This is a genomic window from Clostridium saccharobutylicum DSM 13864, assembly GCF_000473995.1.
Lineage (GTDB): Bacteria > Bacillota > Clostridia > Clostridiales > Clostridiaceae > Clostridium > Clostridium saccharobutylicum.
Window position 1 is genome coordinate 2,268,060 of sequence record NC_022571.1, and the last position, 24,520, is coordinate 2,292,579.

Below are 24,520 nucleotides of genomic sequence, written 5' to 3' on the forward strand. Positions count from 1 at the left end.
CTAGAAATTGGAGGCAGGAAAGATGAATTTTAATAATTGGAAAGTAAAGAACAAAATCATTTTAAGTATTATAATGTCGTTTATAATGTTTGTTACAATGGGTGTTGTTGCAATACTCGCAACTGGGAAAGTATATGATGATGGAATTTATATAGCTACAAATAGTATGCCTAGTGTTGAGACAGCCAATGCTATAAATACAGCAGCTAGTGATTATTTATTATTGCAGTATCAGCATGTAATTTCAGAAGATAAAGGTGTAATGGCAAACTTAGAAAAAAACATGGTGGATAAAAATTCACAGATACAACAGCTAATACAAACATATAGTAAAGAGTTAATTTCTAGCGATGAAGACAAGAAATTAATAGATTCTGTTAAACAAAAATGGGATAGCTATATGGAGGTAAGCTCTAAAGTAACATCACTTAGCAGAGATATGAAAACTGAAGATGCAATAAAATTAATGGAAACTCAAGGCGTTCCAAGTTTTAACGATGCCGGTAATATTCTTGATGATTTAGTAGCACTTAATCAAAAACTCTCAAAGGAAAATACTGACAACCTAAGTTCCACATATAGCGCTACAAAAATAGGAACTATAATATTTTTATGTATTGGTACAATAGCATCTATAGCAGTAAATACTTTAATACTTTTATCTATTACTAAGCCCCTAACAAAGAATTCTAACAAATTAGGAGAAGTTGCGAGGTCTATTGCTGGAGCGTCAAGTCAATTGGCAGCGTCAAGTCAGCAATTAGCAGAAGCAAGTTCTGAACAAGCAGCTTCTATTGAAGAGGTTTCTGCAACAATGGATGAATCATCTTCTATGGTAATTCAGAGCACAGAAAATACAAGACAAGCTTCAACACTTGCAAATGAGGCTAATGAATCTTCAAATTTAGCTAGCTTGGAAATGAAGGATATGATGGTTTCTATGGAGGAAATCCAGCAGTCTAGTTCAGAAATAGGAAAGATAATTAAAGTTATTGATGAAATAGCATTTCAAACAAATATATTAGCACTAAACGCAGCAGTTGAAGCAGCAAGAGCTGGAGATGCAGGAAAAGGCTTTGCTGTAGTTGCAGAAGAAGTACGAAATTTAGCTCAAAGAAGTGCAGAGGCTGCTAAAGATACAGCAGTAATTATTGAAAAAAATATACAACTTTCTGGCCGTGGAAGTGATGCTGCTGGAAAGGTAAATACTGCATTAGATGATATTTCTTCTAAGGTTGATAAGTTAAATAACCTTATTTCAGAAATTAGCGCTGCAAGTCAGGAACAAGCTCAAGGAATAGAACAGGTGAATAGAGCTATAAGTCAGATGGAATCTGTAACACAGCAAAATGCTGCTGGAGCAGAAGAAAGTGCTTCTGCTGCAGAAGAAATGAAATCTCAAGCACGTACATTACAAAGGATAGTAGAAAGCCTTTCTTTAATGGTTAAGGGGGTTGTTGAGATTGATGAAGAAGGATTTAATATGAATATTAAAAATTATATGGGAAAGAAGAAAAGTAAAGCGACTTCGTACTATAATACAAAATCTTCTTTAGAGAACAAGAAAGTAAGATATACTAAAACTATGACAAATCCAGAAGATATAATACCTTTAAATGAAGATGATGATTTTTAAATAAGAAATAAAAATAAAGATAGCGTGGGGGACTTTAAAAACGCTATCTTTATTTTTATAGTTATGCTTGAATTACTATACTACATTAACATTGTTGACTGGAATTTCAAACAATATACAATGAGATAATAATTATTGTTTTATACTCATAATCCTGAAGAAGTTTGTTTTGAAAAAAATATAGCTTAGAAATTCACAATTTTCTAAGATTGCAATATTGAGATGCACATATTTAAGATAGATATTATGCTAAAAATAAAGTTATATCTTAAATATGTGCTATTTTTAGATCTCAATATCATAATCAAGTTAACTCAAATGGTGTGACAATTGGAGTTTGTACGTGTTGTATTAATGTAAATTAATACGAGTTTTAATAATAATATCAAATGACATGTAACTATATATACCAATATTTATGATTTTTGTCACTAGAATGAAAGAAGTAAATGATATTATAAGATTGTAATTTATTTTACAGTCTTATTTTTATGGAGGAATAAATTTATGAGTATATTACAAGCAAAAGGACTAAAAAAACATTATGGTACTGAGATAAATCTTGTAAAAGCCCTTGATAATATTAATATTGAGATTAATGAAGGTGAATTTATTGGAATTGTTGGTACTTCAGGAAGTGGGAAGAGCACATTGCTTCATATGCTTGGTGGTCTTGATAGGGCAACTGATGGTAAAGTTTTTGTTAGGAATAAAGATATATTTTCAATGAATGATGATGAATTAACAATTTTTCGAAGAAGAAATATTGGATTTATATTTCAAAATTATAATTTAGTGCCTGTTTTAAATGTCTATGAAAATATTATATTGCCGATTGAACTAGATGGGAATAAAGTAGATGAGAAATTTGTAAATAATGTTATAAAAACTTTAGGATTATCAGAAAAGTTAAATAACTTGCCAAGTAACCTTTCAGGAGGACAACAGCAAAGGGTGGCTATAGCAAGAGCGCTCGCAACTAAACCAGCTATTGTCTTAGCGGATGAACCTACTGGAAACTTAGATAGTAAAACAAGCTTAGAAGTAATGGGACTTTTAAAAGTAACTAGTAAAGAATTTCATCAAACAATAGTTATGATTACTCACAATGAAGAAATTGCACAAATGACAGATAGAATTATTCATATTGAAGATGGACAAATTGTGAGGAGGGAATAGGAATGAGTTTTTTAAAAAATAATAATAGTGCTATTATTCGTAAACTTACAATTAAAACACTAAAAGCAAATAAATTACGTAATATATTTGCTATTATTGCAATTGCACTTACCACATTACTTTTTACATCAATTTTTACTATAGGCATTGGAATAACTAAATCGTTTGAGCAAGAAACTATGCGTCAAAGTGGTGGTTCTGCTCATGCAACCTTTAAATACCTTAATGAGAATGAGCTGGACAAGATAAAAGTGCATCCACTTATTAAAGAGTTTGGATACTCTATTATGGTAAGCAAGGGAGAAAATTCAGAGCTTTTGAAACATCATACAGAAATTCGTTATGAAACAGATAAAATGGCACAAATGAGTTTTTGTTATCCTACTGCTGGTAAAATGCCACAAAAGGAAAATGAAATAGTCACAAGTACTAAAGTTCTTGATCTTTTAGGAGTTTCTCACGAAATAGGGCAAAAATTAAAAATTGAATATAATATCCAAGGTGAAAAACGTTCACAGGAATTTGTACTTTCTGGATTCTATGAAAGTGATGATGCATCTAATTTTAGCATGATATTGGTATCTAAATCTTTTATTGACAAAGAACTTGTTAATATAGATTTTAAGAATACAAAATTTACGTCACAAGATACTGGATTTATAAATCTGGATGTTATGTTAAAAAATAGTCTTAGTATTCAAGAAGATTTAGATACGATTCTAAATGAGTGTGGATATAGCAATAATAAAGGTGCAGAAAATTATATAGCAACAGGTGTAAATTGGGCATATATGTCTAGTAATTTTAATAGTGAAATAATTATACCTATATTAGGAGCTATACTACTAATCATTTTAACTGGATATCTCATTATATATAATATTTTTCAAATATCTGTTATTAAGGATATTCGATCATATGGTCTTTTAAAAACGATAGGTACAACGCCAAAGCAAATTAAAAAACTTATTACAAATCAAGCTTTTTTACTTTCATTTATTGGAATACCAATTGGCTTAATATTGGGATTCTTAATTGGAAATATACTCTTACCTATAATTATGAGTACAACGACCATTAAAAAAGCTTATATTCCTTTTAATCCAATTATTTTTATTGGAGCATCACTATTTTCATTAATTACAGTTTATATAAGCTGCAAAAGACCAGGGAAAATTGCTGCATCAGTTTCACCAGTAGAAGCTACAAAATATAATGAAGTTAAAATTAAAAGCAAAAAGAAAATTAAAAAATTTAGTCAAGGTATTAGTGTTTATAATATGGCATTTTGCAATGTCTTAAGAAATAAGAAAAAAACAATTATTGTTATTATTTCTATGTCCTTAAGCCTTATTTTACTTAATTCAGTATATACATTTATAAAAGGCTTTGATATGGATAAATACTTATCAAAATATATAGTTTCGGATTTTATAGTAGGTAGTGCAAATTATTTTAATAATCAAAAGTTATTTAAAAGTGAAAGTGATATAGTATCTGAAGAAACAATAAATACTATTAATAACCTTGATTATATTAAAAGTGGAGGCAGAGTATACTTTAATTTAGGGAAGGATAAGGTTTCTTTTAATGATGTTAAGAGAACTGCACAAGTATATGGTTTAGATGATTTTCCTATGTCACAATTAAAAGTAGTAGAAGGAAATATAGATTTGGAAAAATTGAAAAGTGGAAAGTATATACTTGAGAATGTTCAAACAAATGATTATGGAAATTATGAAACAAAAAGTGCACCATTTGATGTTGGACAAAGGATTACTTTGAGCTTAGGAAATTATGGTGATAAGGAATATGAAGTTATGGCAAAGATAGAAATGAAAAATAATATGACAGCTAGATACTATTCCTATGAGGCTGGAGAAGGATATCCAGTTCGAATGATTTTGCCTTCAAGTGAATTCTGTAATATAGTAGAAAAACCATTAACAATGATTTATATGTTCAATGTGCACAAAAATAATCTAGATGAAGCAGAAAGATTTATAGAAAACTATACAAATAATATAGAATATAATATGAATTATGAATCAAAGCAAGTTTACATAAATGGATTTAAAAGTGTTCAAAATATGTTTTTGATTGTAGGCGCAACACTTTCAATCATAATTGGAGTTATAGGTATACTTAATTTTATAAATGCAATTCTTACTAGTATTATTTCAAGACAAATGGAATTTGCAATATTACAAAGTATTGGAATGACTACTAAGCAATTAAAAAATATGCTTAAGTTTGAAGGCGTATTTTATGCAGTATCTACGATTTTAGTAAGTGTTATTATTGGTTCGATTGTATCTATAACAATTGTAGCCCCAATTTCAAGAGAGATATGGTTCTGTAAATATGAATTTACAATTTTACCACTATTAATTATAGTACCAATATTACTCATATTAGGAGTTCTCGTGCCTAGCATTTCATATAAAGCAACGAGCAGAAAAAGTATTGTAGAAAGACTTAGAAAATTAGAATAACGAAGATAAAAGAAAACAACATGTCCAAAATGTAGTAATTATTTTTCAGTAAGCAGATTAGTATCATAGTAAGTCTATTAAGGCAATCTGCTGATATAGGGAGTATGGTTGAAAATAGCCTTGGTACATGGACTTGTTATCTTTAAAATGTGATTAATATAGATAATTAAAGATAGTAAGTTAAATATATAAGTTCTAAAAGATGTTATTCATAGGCTATGTTTTAAATTAGTATTAAAAGTGGATGTTTATTATATAAAAGTAAATATCTAAAGAATAGGGAGTCAATGTATGTATAACATGTGTGATATTTTGTAAATTATGTTATAATAAGCATTATAAAAAACTATAATCTAATGAACAATAGAAGGATATTTTCACACAAAAATTATTTGTACAATGGGGAATAAAATGATTATAAAATACAAATTTCCAATCATAATGTTTCTTGTATTTGAAATAATTGCAATAACATTATGGTTGGAATTAGACAATTTGTTTTATCTTTTTAATTTTTCATATATTGGAATTTGTATTACCATGGGCTTATTTCTCAATATCAAAAGGTTTAGATATGCTCGACTTGTAGTGCAACTTGGTGTTGGACTATATATGTTAGTATATTTAGGGGTGATCTGTCATGAAAATATGATGATTGAAGGATTTTGGTATTATTTATTTCTAGGAGTATTTCAATCAGCAGTTATACATTATATTGTAGCAAAAATATGTGGTCCCTTTATATTTGGGCGAGGTTGGTGTGGATATGCTTGCTGGACCGCAATGATACTTGATTTACTTCCGTACAAAATACCGCAATATTCACGTAAAAAACTTGGGTTTATAAAGTATGTTTTATTTATACTTTCATTAACTTTTGTGGGAACAGTGTTTTTTTTGAGGATACCAAATTTAGAAAAGGTTATGTTTTGGAGTTTTGTTATTGGTAATCTTTTGTATTATACCGTAGGAATTATCTTGGCATTTTTATTTAAGGATAATCGAGCATTCTGTAAATACATTTGCCCAATAACGGTTTTTTTAAAACCAGCAAGTTATTTTTCAATGTTAAGAGTAAAGTGTGACAAGGAAAAATGTATTAATTGTGGTAAATGCAAAAGAATTTGTCCTATGAACGTGGATATGATTAATAATGATAGGAAGAGAATAAACGGAACAGAATGTATTTTATGTACCAATTGCATAGTGGAATGTCCTCAAAAGGCATTGTATATCTAATTATACAGTATTTATATTTTCTGTCACTAGAATGAAAGAAGTAAATGATATTATAAGATTGTAATTTATTTTACAGTCTTATTTTTATGGAGGAATAAATTTATGAGTATATTACAAGCAAAAGGACTAAAAAAACATTATGGTACTGAGATAAATCTTGTAAAAGCCCTTGATAATATTAATATTGAGATTAATGAAGGTGAATTTATTGGAATTGTTGGTACTTCAGGAAGTTGGAAGAGCACATTGCTTCATATGCTTGGTGGTCTTGATAGGGCAACTGATGGTAAAGTCTTTGTTAGGAATAAAGATATATTTTCAATGAATGATGATGAATTAACAATTTTTAGAAGAAGAAATATTGGATTTATATTTCAAAATTATAATTTAGTGCCTGTTTTAAATGTCTATGAAAATATTATATTGCCCATTGAACTAGATGGGAATAAAGTAGATGAGAAATTTGTAAATAATATTATAAAGACTTTAGGTTTATCAGAGAAGTTAAATAACTTGCCAAGCAACCTTTCTGGAGGACAACAGCAAAGGGTGGCTATAGCAAGGGCACTCGCAACTAAACCAGCTATTGTTTTAGCGGATGAACCTACTGGAAACTTAGATAGTAAAACAAGTTTGGAAGTAATGGGACTTTTAAAAGTAACTAGTAAAGAATTTCATCAAACAATAGTTATGATTACTCACAATGAAGAAATTGCACAAATGACCGATAGAATTATTCATATTGAAGATGGACAAATTGTGAGAAGGGAATAGGAATGGGGTTTTTAAAAAATAATAATAGTGCTATCATTCGCAAACTTACAATTAAAACACTAAAAGCAAATAAATTGCGTAATATCTTTGCTTTTATTGCAATTGCACTTACAACACTGCTTTTTATATCGATTTTTACCATAGGCACTGGCATAATTAATTCTTTAGAGCATGAAAATATGCGTCAAAGTGGTAGTTCTGCTCATGCAATATTTAAATATCTTAATGAAGATGATCTGGACAGAATAAAAGTGCATCCACTTATTAAAGAGTTTGGATACTCTATTATGGTAGGAAATGAAGAAAATTCGAAGCTTTTGAAACATAATGCAGAAATTCGTTATGAAACAGATAAAATGGCACAAATGACATTTTGCTATCCTACTACTGGTAAAATGCCACAAGAAGAAAATGAAATAGTCACAAGTACTAAAGTTCTTGACCTTTTAGGAGTTTTACATGAAATAGGGCAAAAATTAAAAATTGAATATAATATCCAAGGTGAAAAACGTTCAAAGGAATTTGTACTTTCTGGATTCTATGAAAGTGAGGAAGCATCTAATTTGAGCATGATATTGGTATCTAAATCTTTTGTTGATAAAGAACTTGCTAACATAGACCTTAAGAATTCAAAATTTACGTCACAAGATACTGGAGTTATAGATCTAGATGTTATGTTTGAAAGTAATTTTAGCATTCAAGAACATTTGGATACAATTCTAAATGATTGCGTATATAGTATTAATCAAGGTGCAGAAAATAATATAGAAGCACATATAAACTTGGCATATATGTCTACTAATTTTAATAAAGATCTAACTGTACCTATGATTGAAGCTATCTTGCTGATTATTTTAACAGGATATCTTATTATATACAATATTTTTCAAATATCTGTTGTTAAGGATATCAGATTGTATGGTCTTTTAAAAACAATAGGTACAACTCCAAAGCAAATTAGAAAAATTATTATAAATCAAGCTTTCTTATTTTCTTTTATTGGGATACCAATTGGATTGATATTGGGCTTCTTAATTGGAAATATACTTTTACCTATAATTATGAGTGCAATGAGCATTAAAAAGTATTATATTTCTTTTTATTCAATTATTTTTATTGGTGCATCTATATTTTCATTAATTACAGTTTACATAAGCTGCAAAATACCAGGGGAAATTGCTGCATCAGTTTCACCAGTAGAAGCTGCAAGATATAATGAAGTTAAAGTTAAAAGTAAAAAGAAAATTAAAAAATCAAGTCAAGGTATTAATGTTTATAATATGGCATTTTGCAATATTTTAAGAAATAAGAAAAAAACAATTATTGTTATTATTTCTATGTCCTTAAGCCTTGTTTTACTTAATTCGGTATATACATTTATAAAAAGCTTTGATATGGACAAATACTTATCTAGATTTATAATTTCAGATTTTATAGTAGGTAATTCAAATTATTTTAATGATCAAAAGGTATTTAAAAATGAAAGTGATATAGTATCTGAAGATCTAATAAATGCTATTAATAACCTTGATTATATTAAAGATGGAGGCAAAGTATATTTTAATTTGGGGGATGATAAAGTTCTTTTTAATTATTATCAGAGAACTGCACAGGTATATGGTTTAGATGATTTTCCAATGTCACAATTAAAAGTAGTAGAAGGAAACATAGATTTGGAAAAATTGAAAAGTGGAAAGTATATACTAGAGAATGTTTATACAGATGATTTTGGGAATTATGAAATGAAAAGTGCACCATTTGATGTTGGACAAAAGGTTACTTTAAACTTGGAGAATTCCACTAATAAGGAATACGAAATTATGGCAAAGGTAGAAATGAAAGATAATATGACGGTTAGATATGCTGCCTTTGATACGGAAGAAGGATATGCAACTCGAATGATTTTGCCTTCAAATGAATTCTGTAATATAGTAAAAAAACCATTACCAATGATTTATATGTTTAATGTGAACAAAAATAATTTAGATGAAACTGAAAAATTTATAAAAAACTATATAAATAATATAGAATGTAACATGAATTATGAATCAAAAAAAGTTTATATAAATGAATTTAAAGGTGTTCAAAATATGATTTTGCTTGTAGGAGGAATTCTTTCAATCATAATTGGATTTATAGGTATACTTAATTTCATAAATGCAATTCTTACCAGCATCATTTCAAGGCAAATAGAATTTGCAATATTACAAAGTATTGGAATGACTACTAAACAATTAAAGAATATGCTTAAGTTTGAAGGAATATTTTATGCAGTAGCCACGATTTTAGTAAGTCTTGCTATCAGTTCTATTGTATCTATAACAATTGTACATCATATCATAAGTGATTCATGGTTTTGCAAATATAATTTTACAATTTTACCGATATTAATTACAGTACCAATATTACTCATATTAGGAGTTATGGTGCCTAGTATTTCATATAAAGCAACAAGCAGAAAAAGTATTGTAGAAAGACTTAGAAAATTAGAATAATATGGTATAATTAAGATCGTGAGTAGAGTAACAAGTTAAATATATAACATTTATTTTGTGTTATACAATATAAATGCTACATATTTTCTTGTTATTTTTTCAATATTATTTATGGAAATGTTGGTGATTAAATGGCAACAATATTAATTGTTGAAGATGATATAGCATTAAATAGAGGTCTTGCATTTTCAATCAAGCAAAGTGGATATAATATAATATCAGTTTTTAATAGTAGAGAAGGTAGTATAGCTTTATTAGAAAATACAATTGACTTAATAATATTAGATATTAATTTACCAGATAAAAGTGGATTAGATTTATGCTATGATATACGAAAAAATTCAGATAAACCAATTATATTTTTAACAGCTAATGATACTGAACAGGACATAATAAATGGATTTAAAGCAGGTTGTGATGATTATATTTCTAAACCATTTTCTATTGAGGTGTTAAGACAAAGAATTGGTGCAGTATTAAAAAGAAGTTATGTGAAAGAAAAAAATATTTATATATGCGGAGCTATTAAAATAAATTTTGACAAAATAGAAGTATTCAAAGATGATGAAGCTATTAATTTAACACCAAAAGAGTACAAGCTTTTAGAATTACTATGTAAAAATAGAGGTAAAGTTTTAAAACGAGAGACTATTTTAGCAAAGTTATGGGATATCAATGGACAATTTGTGGATGCAAATTCTTTAAGTGTAACAGTTAAACGTCTGCGTAAAAAAATTGAAGATGATGTTAAAAATCCTAAATATATAATTACTGTCTTTGGTATAGGATATATGTGGAGTGATGAAAAGTGAATAATTTACAAAAGCAAGTGATTTATTTTTCGATTTTATTATATACGGCTTGCTTAGGATTTATATTATATTGTATATTCGTGATTAAACAATATAATATTATTAAATTAAGTATTATTTTTTCCATAATAGTAATTTTAATTTTGAACGGATTTATGTTTTATATAAATAGATATATGTGTTCTATTTTAGAAAAACTCACAGATCTAATAAATGGAATTATGGATGGAAATGAAGAAGAGATATTTTCAGCTTTAAATGATGATTTATTATCAAAACTTCAAAATCAAACTGTTAAATTAACAAGCATTTTAAAATCGCAAAACAAAGCATTACAGGAAGAAAAAAATAAAATTCAGTCTTTAGTCACAGATATGGTTCATCAGTTGAAAAATCCATTTTCTAATTTAAAATTATACTGTGAACTTATAAAAGACAAGAATATATCTGTTGAAGAACGAAAAGAATTTGTTTCAATAATAAATAATCAACTTGAAAAATTCGAGTTTTTAATGGAAAGTATGATTAAGATATCACGTTTGGAAAGTGATATTATTACACTTAAACTTAATCAGAACAGTCTAGATGATATTTGTTTAGCATCAATAAAACAAGTCTATGAAAAAGCAAAGAATAAAAATATTGAAATTGAATTTATTTCTAAAGAAGATATAAGCATTTTTATTGATAAAAAATGGACATGTGAGGCAATTGTTAATATTATTGATAATGCAGTCAAATATACTAATTCTAATGGAAAGATCATAATTAAAACTAATTGTTTTGAAATGTTTGCAATGATAGAAATAAAAGATAATGGTATTGGGATTGAAAAAGAAGAAATAAATAATATTTTCAAACGATTTTATAGAGGAAATAATGTGAGTACAGATGAAGGGGCTGGAATAGGTCTTTATTTATCAAGAAAAATAATTTCAAAGCAAAATGGATTTATTAAAGTAAAATCTGAGAGAAATAAAGGAAGTAGCGTTTCTGTGCTGTTACCATTAGTTACAAAAATGTAGTAAGGCACATGAATTCTTATTTAGTATATGAATAGAGAAAGGGTAGTTATTATAGGTAACTATTTTAAGCCAGTAAAAAAGTTATCTTGTATAAGTAAATTAAATCTATTTATAGGGAACTTATTAATATACGTAACATGAAAAATTGAAAAGTAACAAAGTTAAAAGTATTGATGTCAGTTTGTTAGTAAATATATGAAAAATATGGTATAATTGATTCTCTATAGTAAATTTTGACATGATAATTAATAAAAGAGTTCTTATAAAATTTGAATAATATATTCTGAAAGTTATGTTACAGTGCTATTGGGTAAAAACGAGAATAAGGGGAATGAATGATGATAAAATTGAAATTAACAAAAGTAATGGCAAGTTCATTAATACTAGCTTCAGTATTTGCATTAAATCCAATAGGAGCAAGTGCAGAATGGAAAAAAGATAGTAAGGGGTGGTGGTATACAGAAGGTGATTCGTGGGCTACAGGTTTGAGAGAGATTAACGGAAAGCAGTACTATTTTGACAAAACAGGATACATGGTCGAGGATAAAATTGTTGATAACTTGTATTTTGACAGTAATGGAGCAAGGACAGAATATATATGTGCTGACGGATTTGCAGTTGATAAATTAACTGGTACAATAATAAAATTTAGTAGACAAGATGCTCGGGTGAGGCCAGGCGAACCAGGTATTTCAGTAGTTATACCAAGAGAAATTGGTGGTGTTGAGATAAAAGGTATAGGAGGTAAGGCTTTTAAGATTTGTACTAACATAAAAAGTATAACAATACCAGATAGTGTAACAAATATAGAGGATTGGACATTTAGCGATTGTTATAAATTAGAAAGTATAACAATACCAGATAGTGTAACAAATATAGGAGAATATGCATTTGTTAAGTGCGTTAATTTAAAAAGTATAACAATACCTACTAGTGTAACAAGTATAGGAGATTCTGCATTTCGGGAATGTAATAAATTAACAAGCATAACAATACCAGATAGTGTAACAAGTATAGGAGATTATGCATTTTCGGACTGCAATAATGCTATTTTTTATGTTGGAAATGAGAAAACAAAACAACTTATTCTTAATTCAAATTCAAAGATAGATAGTAATAAAATAATAATAAAATCACAAATAATATAATAATTAAAGGTAAGCGTCAAAAATTTAGTAAATAGAATACAAGCACTTCCTTTGATAAAATATCGAAATATTCTATTTAAAAGGAAATTTTAGGAGATCCGTTTGTAGAGAGGGACATTTAGATTAAATGAAAATAGTAAATACATAATGTTCTTAAAAGGTGTGACAATTGGAGTTTGTACGTGTTGCACAAATAGAAAATTGAATCACTTTAAAATATAGGTAGGCTTTGTCAAAGTCTATCTTATTTTTTGTAAAAATATAGATAGAAAATAAAAATTATATGAGAGGAAATATTTTTATTTACGTTATATAATGTGTAAGAGCTTTTACGAAACTAATTGATTGGAGAAATTTTAATGAGGTGTACCGAAAAAAATTATATTAGCAGACTGAAAAAAGGAAAAGAAGATGCACTAGAATTTATAGTGGATAAATATTTAGGATTAGTTAAATGCACTGTATATAAAGTGTTATCGACTAGTGATAAGAATGGGATCATTGAGGAATGCATAAATGATGTTTTTCTTTCAATATGGAATAATTCAGATAAATTTACTGGTGAAGAGGTTGATTTTAAGAAATGGATATTTAAAATAGCAAGATTTAAGGCTATTGATTATTACAGAAAAGAAGTTAAGAATTTAGATTTAAGTATAGAAGATAGAGAAATAAGTACAAATGGATTAGTTGAAGAAGAAATTATTAAGGCAGAAGAAAGAAGTGAACTTATAAATTTAATCAACACTCTACAGCCTATGGATAGGGACATATTTATTATGAAGTTTTTTCTAGGAGTAAAGTCTGATGATATTGCGAGAAAATTTGGGCTTACCAGAGCAGCAATAGACAACAGAATTTATAGAGGAAAGAAGAAGCTTAGTGAAAAAATAAGTAGATTAAATTTGGAGGTAGTGTAAGATGAAAGACATTTATGAAATATTAAATGATGTAGATATAGAGGATGATGAAATAGAAGTGATGAATGTATCGGATATTGAAAAAGCAAAGGTGAAAAAATATTTAAGGGAATCTATAAATAAAAATAGAGTGTGGAAAAAGAGGGGGATAGCAGCAGTTTTATGTTGTTCATTAATTGGCAGCGCAGCAGCTCTTGGAGTTGTGTATCCATCATATGCAGCAGAAATTCCTATAGTTGGAGATATATTTAGGTTTATAGATAATGGCAGAACAGGTGCATATGATAAATATAAGGAATATGCAGAAGTGGTAGGAACTACACAAGAAAGTAATGGGATTAAAGTTACTATAAAAGAAGCAATATTTGATGGAATAACTTTGACTTATACTTATGAAATAATAAGTGATAGGGATTTAGGTGATAATCCATTCTTCAACATGAATGGACCAAGAATTACTATAACAGATTATAATGGTGGAAGTGGTGGAAATTCTGGAGTGAAAAAAGTTGCACAGAATACTTATGTAGGTCAAGAGACTGTTATTCTTAATGAAGAAAGAAAAGCTATAAGTTTTGAACTAAACTTTACAGATATAGGAGATATGAGTTCGGAGAATTCTAAAGAAATAAAGGGAAACTGGAAGTTTAAAATCAATCTAAAAGCATTAGATAATGTTAAACAATTGATAAATAAGACAACTGAAAAAGATGGCGTTAGATTAAATATGGAAAACATCTCAAGAACTCCAGTAACATTTACTTTAAACTATTCTCAAGAAGTTTCTAAAGAATTACAGGAAAAATATTTTGTTGTTGATATTCCAATAGAAGAAGTAAGGGATGACTTGGGAAATGTTTATAAAGCAACAAGTATTTCAACAAATGAAGGTAGTGAAGGTAGATATGCTGGCAAATCCATATCAAATTTTGGGGAGCTAAATCCAAATGCCACTAAATTGATAATAACTCCTAAGGTACATTTATCAAATAATGTTCATAAGGAATCAGGGAATGCAGATGGAAAGGTAGTTGATACAAGTCCTATTATAGATAAAAATCATCCTAAAAATGACGAGATTACATTGGATGATATTGTTATTGAACTAAAAAGTAAATAATATATATTTTTATACCTATTAACTTTAACGTAATAGTGTATTGTATAAATATACTTAAAATAAAAAGCTACGGTGGTGCGGCTAAAGCTGCCGATTTTATATTAAATTATTAGGTTTACATCATCTAATATGTCTAAGTGATAGAGGAGAACCAAGTTCAGATGAAGGAGGTTCTCTTTCTTATTTTGTTTTAAGAAAAATTTTGATGATAAATCCTGTGAATATAAAAATATTAGTATAAGTTAATTTAGATGATAATGCTCCAGAAGATATAGATTGTATTATAAGGGCGAGATGTGTAATTGTTGAATTTGACGATGGAAGAATCGAATATTGCAATGAGGTAGTAGAAAGTGGTATGGAAGCTCAAAAGTATTAATTGTAGATTATAATTTATACATCAAAAATATGTTATAATTGGTATGAAAAATATTCCATTAAGGAGTACCAAGATGATTAAAGAACAAGTTTGTAAAAAGTATTTAAAGGATAATGATATATTATTGTTTGAAGTTAATGCATTTGGAGAATTAAGCAAGACACAGTTTATACCAATTACCTTAATAAACTTATTAGTAGGTGTAATCTTATCTGATGGAACTGGAGGTAATTTGTTAGAACATTGCTATGTTTTGGGGTTTGGAAAGTTAAATATTTATATACTTGATTTAGGAATACAAATTTCAAAACATAAAAATATAACTCCAAAAAAAGTACATATATTAGATAAAGAAATTATAAATGACATAACTATAGATAGTGGCATAATGAATAAAATTATAATACAAATTCAAGAAGAGAAAAAAGTTCTTTATGTTAATTGTAACGAAATTACCCCATCATAGTTATATTCTTTAAGTCAATTAACAAATAATTAACAGTAACGAACAGTAGATTATTGAGAAACAATAAGAAATATGTTTCACATTAGAAATGTTGAAAGCTAATTATAATGAATTTAAGGAGAAAATTATGTCTTATAAAGAAATAAAAGATTTATTGAATAGATTAAATAGTGAAAATATTGAGGAGTTAAAACCAATCTTAACAAGAAAAGTTAATGAACTGATTTTAAAGATGAATGATGATAATATATGCGATAGCGAATTAGAATCATTGTGTAACTTTCTTATAACTAGAGAAGAATTCAGAAATGAATCAATGAAACAAAAATCATTGATTGAAGGATTACTAATAGAACATTTTATTAAAGTATTTGATGAATTTATAAGTGAAATTAATAATAAATATTACATTTCACATGCAATTGAGTTAACTAACACATCTATAAGAAGCATAGGGGGAATTGCACGAGGTTATAGGCTAATGAAAAACTATGGTCTATCTAAAGATGTTAATAAGGTCCAGTATCTTACAGAGTTAAAAGCTGAATTTTATAAGCAATTAAGGTCATATAGCAGTAAGGGAATTTATGAAGAGCAGTTTGTAACATGTGGTCTTATTAATATCATAAAATTTGAATTAGAAGAACAATTACAGGAACATGGGAGATATGTTATTTCTATGCTTACAGATCATAAGACAAAAAAATGAAGAGTTTTGAGGAATTTGAAAAGGAGCCTCATCTAGATGAATTAAAAATTAAAATGAAAAGAGAGTTTGGTATAGAACTACAAAGAAGAATATATTCATGGAATAACTTAACAAGAAAGTTAGAAGATCATTACTATTTAGAAAATCTATATGAAGAAGCATATAACAAATTAGATTAAATGATTAATTACAGGCGGTGATTTAGATTAATAATAAAAAAATAAAATTGGTACAAGCATTATTTTTAGCTATAGGGCTTATATTTCCCATAGGTTTTTTGGTGGGTTTTATTACTGATAAAGTTGCGTTTCCAATAATGTTTACATGTATTGGGTGTCAGCAATTATTTAATGGACTAATATCAAAAGATAAATACCTAAAAATACTTTCAATTTCGTTTGGCATATTGATGATTATATTTGTAGCATTTAATGTAATTCCTAAATATTATTTTAAATAAGTTAGATTGTATGTTTGCACAATGTTTGTATAATATGGAACTAGAGAAGTAAAGGAAAACTAAACAAGGAAAATAGGAGTGAATTAAATGAGCGATAATAATGAAGCTAAAGATTTTAAAAAGTTAATGAGGAAGGATTTTAATAAGCTTGGAATTACTCTGATTTTGCAAGAATTACTTTTAAATGGAGTTATGATTGTATTAGGTATAGGGGTTGCAATAATTCAAATAGTAAAGAATCGGGATATAAGTGATGGACAAATTGATAATATATTTAATCAGCCTAGTTTTATTGGAACAATTAGTATTATTGGAGTTTTAATTGCATTTATTCCAATTTTAATTTATAGGGGAGAGAAATTTTTTCAATATGATCTTAAGATAGTAAATAGAAAATTCACATTAAAGACTGTAATTATAGGCTTTATTATTTTATTATCAGCAAATAATTTATTAGGATTATTTACGGATGGGTTAGAATTTGGATTAAATACAATTGGTTTTAGCGCAAAGTCTGCTTTAGATAGTTTGGATGACATGAATCAACCAGTAACATCAATGATTATTTATGCCTGTATAGTAGCACCGATTATTGAAGAATGTATTTATAGGGGAGCAGTTCTTAGAAGTCTTGAGAAATATGGAGGATGGTTTGCTATATTAGTTTCAGGAATACTATTTGGACTAATGCATGGTAATTTTTATCAAATATTTATGGGTGCAGTAGTTGGTATTATATTAGGCTACTTAGCAACAGAATATTCAATAAAGCTAACCATTCTGTTGCACATGTTAAATAATACGTGTGTTCAAATAATTTCTGATATTAGTTCTCATGCGAGTGAAAGTACGGGAAATATTTTTAATATAATTATTCTTACTGTTTCTACAATCGCACTAGCGATGGCTTTTATTTATTATAAAAATCATATTAAAGAGTGGCTAAAAAATAATAAAATGGAAAAGAGAATGATATTAAGATTTTTTACATCTATTACAATAATTTTGGTGGTTGCTTTTGATTTGCTTATGGTAGCAAGTGATATTGGTAAATTTTAATTTAGAAGTGGCACTAGGAACTGAATTAGGGTAAGAAAAAATTTGTTTTTGCTACTGATACAGAGAATGGTATAATAAATAAAGGATAATAAGTAAATGTAAGTAAAATGCATGATGATTTGGTTGGTGATGATAATGAGAGAGAAAATTTTAATTATAGAAGATGATATAGAAATATGTAATTTACTTAAAGAGTTTTTAGAAGAAAACGAGTATGACATAAAAACAGCTAATACTGGAATAAATGGCATGAGGGAGTTAAAGAACGCAGCTTATAATTTAGTTATTTTAGATTTAATGCTGCCATTTAAAAGTGGAGATGAAATTTTAAGAGAACTGCGTAGCTTTTCTAATATTCCTGTAATAATATTATCTGCGAAAGATATGATACATACAAAGGTGGATTTATTGCGTTTAGGTGCAGATGATTATGTGACCAAGCCCTTTGATTTAAACGAAGTATTAGCAAGAATAGAAAGTAATTTAAGACGTTGTAGTTCAGATACAAATATAGAAAAACTAAATTTAACTTATAAAGACATTACTTTAAATCAAGAAGAAAAGAAAGTAATAGTAAATGGAAATACACTGGTTTTAACTTCAAAAGAATATGGGATTTTATTGCTATTGTTAAGTCATCCACAAAAAGTATTCTCAAAGGCTAATTTATTTGAAAGTATTTGGAATGAAGAATATTTCAGCGAAGATAATACACTAAATGTACATATAAGCAATATTAGAAACAAGCTTAAAAGTGCAAATCCAAATGAAGAATATATAGAAACAATTTGGGGAATGGGTTATAAATTGCATGAATAAATTGAAAAAAGCAGGTTAAAGCCTGCTTTTTTTAATTTATTCATGCATGAAAAGAATTCTATATACACATGCATAAGTGTTTTGCTGCAAAAAATATTGATTTGATTGGTTAAGCATAGAAAGAAAGATGTATACACATACATAAGTCCTGAATGAAGTTGTATATCCATATGATTTAAGGTTTTCTTTAGAATTGATTTAAGGTTTTCTTTAAGTATGATTTTTAAAATGAAAATATAGAAAAGCAGAGGAGATGTAATTATGACTTACGTTTTAGAAACTAAAAATTTAACAAAGAAATATAAAAATACACACGCCTTAGAATGTATAAATATAAAACTAGAAAAAGGTAATATATATGGTTTTGTTGGGCAAAATGGTGCAGGAAAAACAACATTAATAAGACTTATTACTGGCTTATCTTTTCCTACTTCTGGTGAACTTTATTTGTTTGGACAAACTGGAGAAAAGAATTTGCAAGATCAGAGAAAGCGATTAGGCTGCATGGTTGAAACCCCTGCATTATATCCTAATATGACAGCTTATCAGAATTTAGAAATTCAACGTATTCAAAGAGGTATTCCTGATAAAAGAGTTATTGAAGATACTTTAGAGTTAGTAGGATTAATGGATACAGGAAAAAAGAAAGCAAAAGATTTCTCATTAGGAATGAAACAGCGTTTAGGAATTGCACTTGCATTAATTAATGACCCAGAGTTTTTAATTTTAGATGAACCTGTAAATGGACTTGACCCTATTGGAATTGTTGAAGTAAGAAAGCTGATTAAAAGATTAAACAAAGAAAAGGGAATGACAATTTTAATATCAAGTCATATTTTGGATGAGCTTTATCATACTGCTGATCATTATATTATTATTTCTCATGGAAGTATATTAGAAACTTTAACCCAGGAAGAACTTAATGAAAAATGCAAAAAGCATATTGCAATTAACGTAGATGATGTATCTATTGCAGATACTATATTAGAAAAAGAGCTTCATACAAATAACTATAAAATAATGCCAGATAAAACAATTCGCTTATATGATTATCTAGATGATATTAAATCTGTTTCAGTAGCATTATCAAGAAATAATTTAATAATAACTGGAATCTCTTTGTCAGGAGATAGCCTTGAAGATTACTTTATCCGAAGAATTGGAGGGGATAAATGTGATCAATCTGTTTAGAACCGAGGTTTACAAATTATTTTTGAGTAAAAGTTTTTGGATTGTGTTTATCATGAGTACACTTTTTGGAATTACCATGACTCCAGATAGTCATACATTCATAACTGGATATGAAAATATAGGGGTAAGCTTTTATTATGCATGTTTATTAATGGTGTTTCCAATACTACTTGGAGCAATTTCTTTTGGAAATGATTTTTTAGATAGAACTATAAATAATACAGTATGTGCAGGTCATAGCAGATTTCAAATATTTGTTTGCAAGGTGTCAGCATATTTCATTGGAGTTAATTTAGTTATTTTATTTAGCCCAATTGTAAATGTAATTCTTAATATTATTTTACACAGATATACTACAGTATATTTTATAAATGAGGGAAATATTTTAGCTAAAACAATAATAACAACATCTTTATTAGGAATGGCTATGTCAAGTATAAGTATATTTGCTGCTTTTATATTTAGAGATATTGGTAAAACAGTTGGAATTTCGGTTGTTATATACTTTATAAATATTTCTCTTTTAAATTCTACAAATGATATAAGAACAACTATATTTAGATTTTTGCCATTAGCACAAGCACGCCTTATTTTATATAGGCCTTTAATACGCAATCAATTTAAAGAAGCAGGACTAATTGGAATTATTACAATATTATTTTTCTTAAGCATATCATATTTTTGCTTTAAAAAAACAGAGTTACGATAAAAGGGAGTGTAATAAATGAAAAAGTTATTAAAAATGGAGATGTATGAGATTAGCCATAATTATATTTATTTGCTTATGATAGGAATTGCGATTGTTTATGGAGCATATTCAGGTTATGGAGATTTAGAAATGAATTGTTATAATTTACCTATAGGAGGGTATGAAGCGTTACTAGCAATGTTATATGATGCTCCAGGAACTTGTATATTAATTTCAGCTTTTCCAGCATTACTAATAGGAAAAAGTTTTTCAAATAGGACCTTAATATCTAAAATTTCATATGGAAATAGTAGAGGCATTGTATTTTTTAGCAAAGCTATTTCAATACTTATTATTACAACTGCAGTAATGCTTATTTATTCTTTTTCTGGTGCATTTGCTGTTACAATAAAGTATGGGTGGAATGCACCCGCTGAAGTGAATATAATTATATTAATGAAAATTTTAATTTGTACAACATTATTATATCTAGCTATTTTTTCTATAATAATATTCTTTGGAGTAATATTTAGGGATAACTTAAAAACTGTTATAGTATCAGTTATTACAATTCTTATGAATGCAATATATTTATTTGTTGCTAGAACTATGAATTTACCATTATATATGCATCCAATGAATTTACTTAGAGTTATTTTAACCCATAATTCAATATTTCAATTTATATCATTTTCTTTAGAAGCTATAATTTTATTAGGTATTATACTAACTTTAAGCTATAATATATTTCGTAATTGTGAATTAAAATAAAATTTTTTATAAGGATGAACATAATGCTTGTTATATTAATATTAAGTCTTTTAATTATTTTACTAATTTTATATGTGTATTATTTAAAAACTCAAATAAAAAGTATTGGGAAACAATTAGAAAATATTTCAGAAGGAAAAACAGAAAAGAAGATAGATATATCACTGCTTGATAAAGATATTGAATATCTTGCAGGAAGCATTAATAGAAATATAAATTTTCAAAACCAGCTAAGAATAGAGGTTTTGAGAAATGAGCAAAAACTTAAGGATTCTATTGCAAGTATATCACATGATTTAAGAACGCCTCTTACTTCTATAATGGGTTATCTACAGTTGCTTGAAAAAAGTGAATTATCAGAAAATCAAAGAGAAAAAATAAATATTATAAAAAAGAAATCTGAAATTTTGCATAATCTCATTACTAGTTTTTTTGAAATAACAATTATTGAAAATGATAGAATGCACATAAAGTTAGAAAAAATTAATATGAATAATTTTCTTTCAGATGCATTGCTCCAAAATATAATTTCATTTAAAGAAGCCGGGATTGAGCCGATTTTTGATTTACCTAATACTACAATTTTTGCTCAGGCAGATAAAATGATTTTGCAGCGTATTATACAAAACTTAATATCCAATATGCTTAAATATACTTCGAGCTATGCAAAGATATCACTTACTCAAAAAGATCATGTTGAACTTAGCTTTGCAAACAAGATTCAAGATTCTAGAAAAATAGATGTAAACTTATTATTTGAAAAGTTTTATACAGCTGATAGATCAAGAAGTTCAGGCAGCACAGGTTTAGGTCTTTATATTGTAAAATTATTGGCAGAGAAGATAAATGCTAAAGTTGTAGCAGAAATTGAAGAAAATATTTTAATATTAAAAATTGTATTTTAACGAAATAGGATTATGTAATTTTTATAAATTAGGAGGAATAGTTCATATAGAAAAATGCGTAAAAACATTGATGATGAGTATTTCTGCGATATTGATATAAGATAAGTATTAACTCACAAAAAATATTTTTGTGAGTTAATTAATATTTCTATGGATAATCTAAAATATATCTTATCTTTACTTTTGAAAAAACATAATTGACAATTAGTCTAATTAGACTATAATATTTAAGTGTTACTAGTCTAATTAGACTAGTAATAAATGCAGTGGTTTTTGATATCTGAAAATCTACTGAAGCAATGAATTAATAATAACGTATTATTAAAGAGTTGGTCAGAAGATGAATAGAAGGCATATTCAAATAAATAATAAGTCTATTTGTCAGCCTATTTTCCATCATGCTGCGTCGGCAAATTGACCTAATAGGCCCGCTATGATGGCAATTCACCTCCTTGCCTGATAAAAAATATCCATGGCAATTTTGGACTTGTTATTTACTTTAATATGCCTAAATGTATTGTTTGTAATGGGTAAAATATTAAATAAGTAACTACTTAATATTTATTGAGAATTGAAAACATTTCTTCATAAATATTAAAAAAGAAAGGATGAAAAAAATGATTAAGTCGTTTTTAATGTTAGGACAATCGAATATGGCTGGACGAGGGTTTATTCATGAAGTACCTCCGATTTATAATGAAAGAATACAAATGTTGCGTAATGGTAGATGGCAAATGATGACTGAGCCTATCAATTATGACCGTCCTGTTTCAGGAATAAGTCTGGCCGGTTCATTTGCAGATGCATGGTGTAGTCAAAATCAAGAAGATACTATTGGCTTAATTCCTTGTGCTGAAGGTGGAAGCTCACTGGATGAATGGGCTGTAGACGAAGTACTCTTTAGACATGCAATAACTGAAGCTAAATTTGCTATGCAAAGCAGTGAGTTAACAGGAATTCTATGGCATCAAGGAGAAAATGATAGTATCAATGGTAATTATAAAGTTTATTATAAAAAATTACTTTTAATTATTGAATCTCTTAGAAAGGAGTTGAATGCTCCAGATATTCCTCTCATTATTGGCGGTTTAGGAGATTTTTTAGGCAAAGAAGGATTTGGAAAAAGCTGTACTGAATATAACTTTATTAATCAAGAGTTGCAAAAATTTGCTTTTGAACAAGATAATTGTTACTTTGTCACCGCCTCAGGTTTAACTTCTAACCCTGATGGTATTCATATTGATGCAATTTCTCAAAGAAAATTTGGTTTACGATATTTTGAAGCCTTTTCTAATAAGCAACATGTTTTGAAACCATTAATTGATGAAAATGAGTTAATAAATATTAATAATGCTAGAACACATACTAAAGCAGAAAAGATATATATGAAAAGCATGGACTTTGCATTAGGAAAAATATCATATGATAAATTTGTATCTCAAGTTATGCAAATTAACAATGATTAAATCTTATAATTATGAAATAACTATCAATATAATTTTGATGAAGAACGTAAAGGAGATGTTTTTTTGATACCATTATTAATTCTAGGTTTATTAAAAGAAAACCCAGGTTCTTATGGATATGAATTATTAGCCTTAATGGAAGAGAGACACTATAAATATATAGTAAATTTCACTAAGGGGTCATTCTATTATAATCTTCAACAATTAGAAGAAAAACAATATATTAAAAAAGTTGACCAATTAGATAATACTAGAGAGACGCGTAATTATATCATCACTGAACTAGGAGATAAAGAATTTGAAAATTTAATGTACAAGTATGGCTCTAAGACAGATTATATAAATTTATCTTTTTATGCAGCATTGCTATTTGGTAATGAATATAAAAGCGAGGAGCTAACAAAACTAATAGAAATACAAATCGAACAAACTAAAAAGAAAATTTCTTTATTGCAACAATCTATTGAGAGTTATGAAACTCCTCTTACTTATTTTGGAAAAATGTTGGAAAATTCACTTTCTCATCATTTAGTAAATGTTAAATGGTTTGAGGGACTGCTAAAAGATATAAAAAATAAAAATTAATGAATGTGTAATCGCATTATATTTTAATAAATCTTTAAATCAGAAAAGTCGATTTATTTGTTGTATTGTGAATATGTTCTATCAGTTGGATTAAAAGCACTATATGAATTGAGTCGATTATGTAAAGAAGAACTTAAAGGCAATTAAATTTTAGAAATAGAGGATACGCTTATTTTGTG

General features: G+C 27.6%; 22 protein-coding genes. All 22 read left to right on the top strand.

Annotated elements, in window-relative coordinates; translation table 11 throughout:
- The first annotated feature begins 22 nt into the window (after positions 1-22).
- A complete protein-coding gene (locus CLSA_RS22015) occupies positions 23-1,636 on the top strand; it encodes a HAMP domain-containing methyl-accepting chemotaxis protein (RefSeq protein WP_022746023.1) in 1,614 nt (537 codons plus the stop codon).
- Between the two features lie 507 nt (positions 1,637-2,143).
- Positions 2,144-2,815, top strand: coding sequence for an ABC transporter ATP-binding protein (locus CLSA_RS09725; protein ID WP_022746026.1), 672 nt, complete (start codon positions 2,144-2,146; stop codon positions 2,813-2,815).
- Positions 2,816-2,817: 2 nt separating this feature from the next.
- Complete coding sequence (locus tag CLSA_RS09730) at positions 2,818-5,310, top strand: ABC transporter permease (RefSeq protein WP_022746029.1); 2,493 nt, start codon at positions 2,818-2,820, stop codon at positions 5,308-5,310.
- A gap of 612 nt (positions 5,311-5,922) precedes the next feature.
- A complete protein-coding gene (locus CLSA_RS09735; protein WP_335618172.1) occupies positions 5,923-6,549 on the top strand; it encodes a 4Fe-4S binding protein in 627 nt (208 codons plus the stop codon).
- A gap of 102 nt (positions 6,550-6,651) precedes the next feature.
- A complete protein-coding gene (locus tag CLSA_RS09740; protein ID WP_022746035.1) occupies positions 6,652-7,323 on the top strand; it encodes an ABC transporter ATP-binding protein in 672 nt (223 codons plus the stop codon).
- 2 nt (positions 7,324-7,325) lie between these two features.
- Positions 7,326-9,818, top strand: coding sequence for an FtsX-like permease family protein (locus CLSA_RS09745; protein WP_022746037.1), 2,493 nt, complete (start codon positions 7,326-7,328; stop codon positions 9,816-9,818).
- Between the two features lie 131 nt (positions 9,819-9,949).
- Complete coding sequence (locus CLSA_RS09750) at positions 9,950-10,630, top strand: response regulator transcription factor (protein WP_022746039.1); 681 nt, start codon at positions 9,950-9,952, stop codon at positions 10,628-10,630.
- A gap of 155 nt (positions 10,631-10,785) precedes the next feature.
- Positions 10,786-11,655: a sensor histidine kinase gene (locus CLSA_RS09755; protein WP_207713837.1), complete on the top strand. Its 870-nt coding sequence runs from the start codon at positions 10,786-10,788 to the stop codon at positions 11,653-11,655.
- A gap of 338 nt (positions 11,656-11,993) precedes the next feature.
- On the top strand, positions 11,994-12,803 hold the full coding sequence (locus CLSA_RS09760; protein WP_041716224.1) for a leucine-rich repeat protein: 810 nt from the start codon (positions 11,994-11,996) through the stop codon (positions 12,801-12,803).
- 359 nt (positions 12,804-13,162) lie between these two features.
- Positions 13,163-13,723: a sigma-70 family RNA polymerase sigma factor gene (locus tag CLSA_RS09765; RefSeq protein ID WP_022746045.1), complete on the top strand. Its 561-nt coding sequence runs from the start codon at positions 13,163-13,165 to the stop codon at positions 13,721-13,723.
- 1 nt (position 13,724) lies between these two features.
- Entirely contained in the window at positions 13,725-14,843 is a 1,119-nt protein-coding gene (locus CLSA_RS09770; RefSeq protein ID WP_022746048.1) for a DUF4179 domain-containing protein, read from the top strand.
- Positions 14,844-15,295: 452 nt separating this feature from the next.
- Complete coding sequence (locus CLSA_RS09775; protein ID WP_022746051.1) at positions 15,296-15,688, top strand: hypothetical protein; 393 nt, start codon at positions 15,296-15,298, stop codon at positions 15,686-15,688.
- A gap of 127 nt (positions 15,689-15,815) precedes the next feature.
- Positions 15,816-16,397 (top strand): hypothetical protein, encoded by a 582-nt coding sequence (locus CLSA_RS09780; RefSeq protein ID WP_236903326.1) that lies wholly within the window; start codon positions 15,816-15,818, stop codon positions 16,395-16,397.
- Complete coding sequence (locus tag CLSA_RS23890; RefSeq protein ID WP_236903327.1) at positions 16,394-16,576, top strand: hypothetical protein; 183 nt, start codon at positions 16,394-16,396, stop codon at positions 16,574-16,576. Before CLSA_RS09780 ends, CLSA_RS23890 begins: the two co-directional genes overlap by 4 nt.
- 368 nt (positions 16,577-16,944) lie before the next feature.
- On the top strand, positions 16,945-17,916 hold the full coding sequence (locus CLSA_RS09790) for a CPBP family intramembrane glutamic endopeptidase (protein ID WP_022746057.1): 972 nt from the start codon (positions 16,945-16,947) through the stop codon (positions 17,914-17,916).
- Positions 17,917-18,051: 135 nt separating this feature from the next.
- Positions 18,052-18,735 carry a response regulator transcription factor gene (locus CLSA_RS09795; RefSeq protein WP_022746060.1) on the top strand — a complete coding sequence of 228 codons (684 nt, stop codon included), beginning with the start codon at positions 18,052-18,054 and terminating at the stop codon, positions 18,733-18,735.
- A 261-nt stretch (positions 18,736-18,996) separates the two neighbouring features.
- The gene (locus tag CLSA_RS09800; RefSeq protein ID WP_022746063.1) at positions 18,997-19,926 is read left to right on the top strand and encodes an ABC transporter ATP-binding protein; all 930 of its coding nucleotides are present in this window, start codon (positions 18,997-18,999) and stop codon (positions 19,924-19,926) included.
- On the top strand, positions 19,910-20,635 hold the full coding sequence (locus tag CLSA_RS09805; protein WP_022746066.1) for an ABC transporter permease: 726 nt from the start codon (positions 19,910-19,912) through the stop codon (positions 20,633-20,635). The genes CLSA_RS09800 and CLSA_RS09805 overlap by 17 nt, the downstream gene beginning before the upstream one ends.
- Before the next feature lie 15 nt (positions 20,636-20,650).
- Positions 20,651-21,385 carry an ABC-2 family transporter protein gene (locus CLSA_RS09810; RefSeq protein ID WP_022746069.1) on the top strand — a complete coding sequence of 245 codons (735 nt, stop codon included), beginning with the start codon at positions 20,651-20,653 and terminating at the stop codon, positions 21,383-21,385.
- Positions 21,386-21,408: 23 nt separating this feature from the next.
- The gene (locus tag CLSA_RS09815) at positions 21,409-22,290 is read left to right on the top strand and encodes a sensor histidine kinase (RefSeq protein ID WP_022746072.1); all 882 of its coding nucleotides are present in this window, start codon (positions 21,409-21,411) and stop codon (positions 22,288-22,290) included.
- A gap of 617 nt (positions 22,291-22,907) precedes the next feature.
- A complete protein-coding gene (locus tag CLSA_RS09820) occupies positions 22,908-23,756 on the top strand; it encodes a sialate O-acetylesterase (protein WP_022746075.1) in 849 nt (282 codons plus the stop codon).
- Between the two features lie 63 nt (positions 23,757-23,819).
- On the top strand, positions 23,820-24,341 hold the full coding sequence (locus CLSA_RS09825) for a PadR family transcriptional regulator (RefSeq protein WP_022746078.1): 522 nt from the start codon (positions 23,820-23,822) through the stop codon (positions 24,339-24,341).
- The last annotated feature ends 179 nt before the right edge of the window (positions 24,342-24,520 follow it).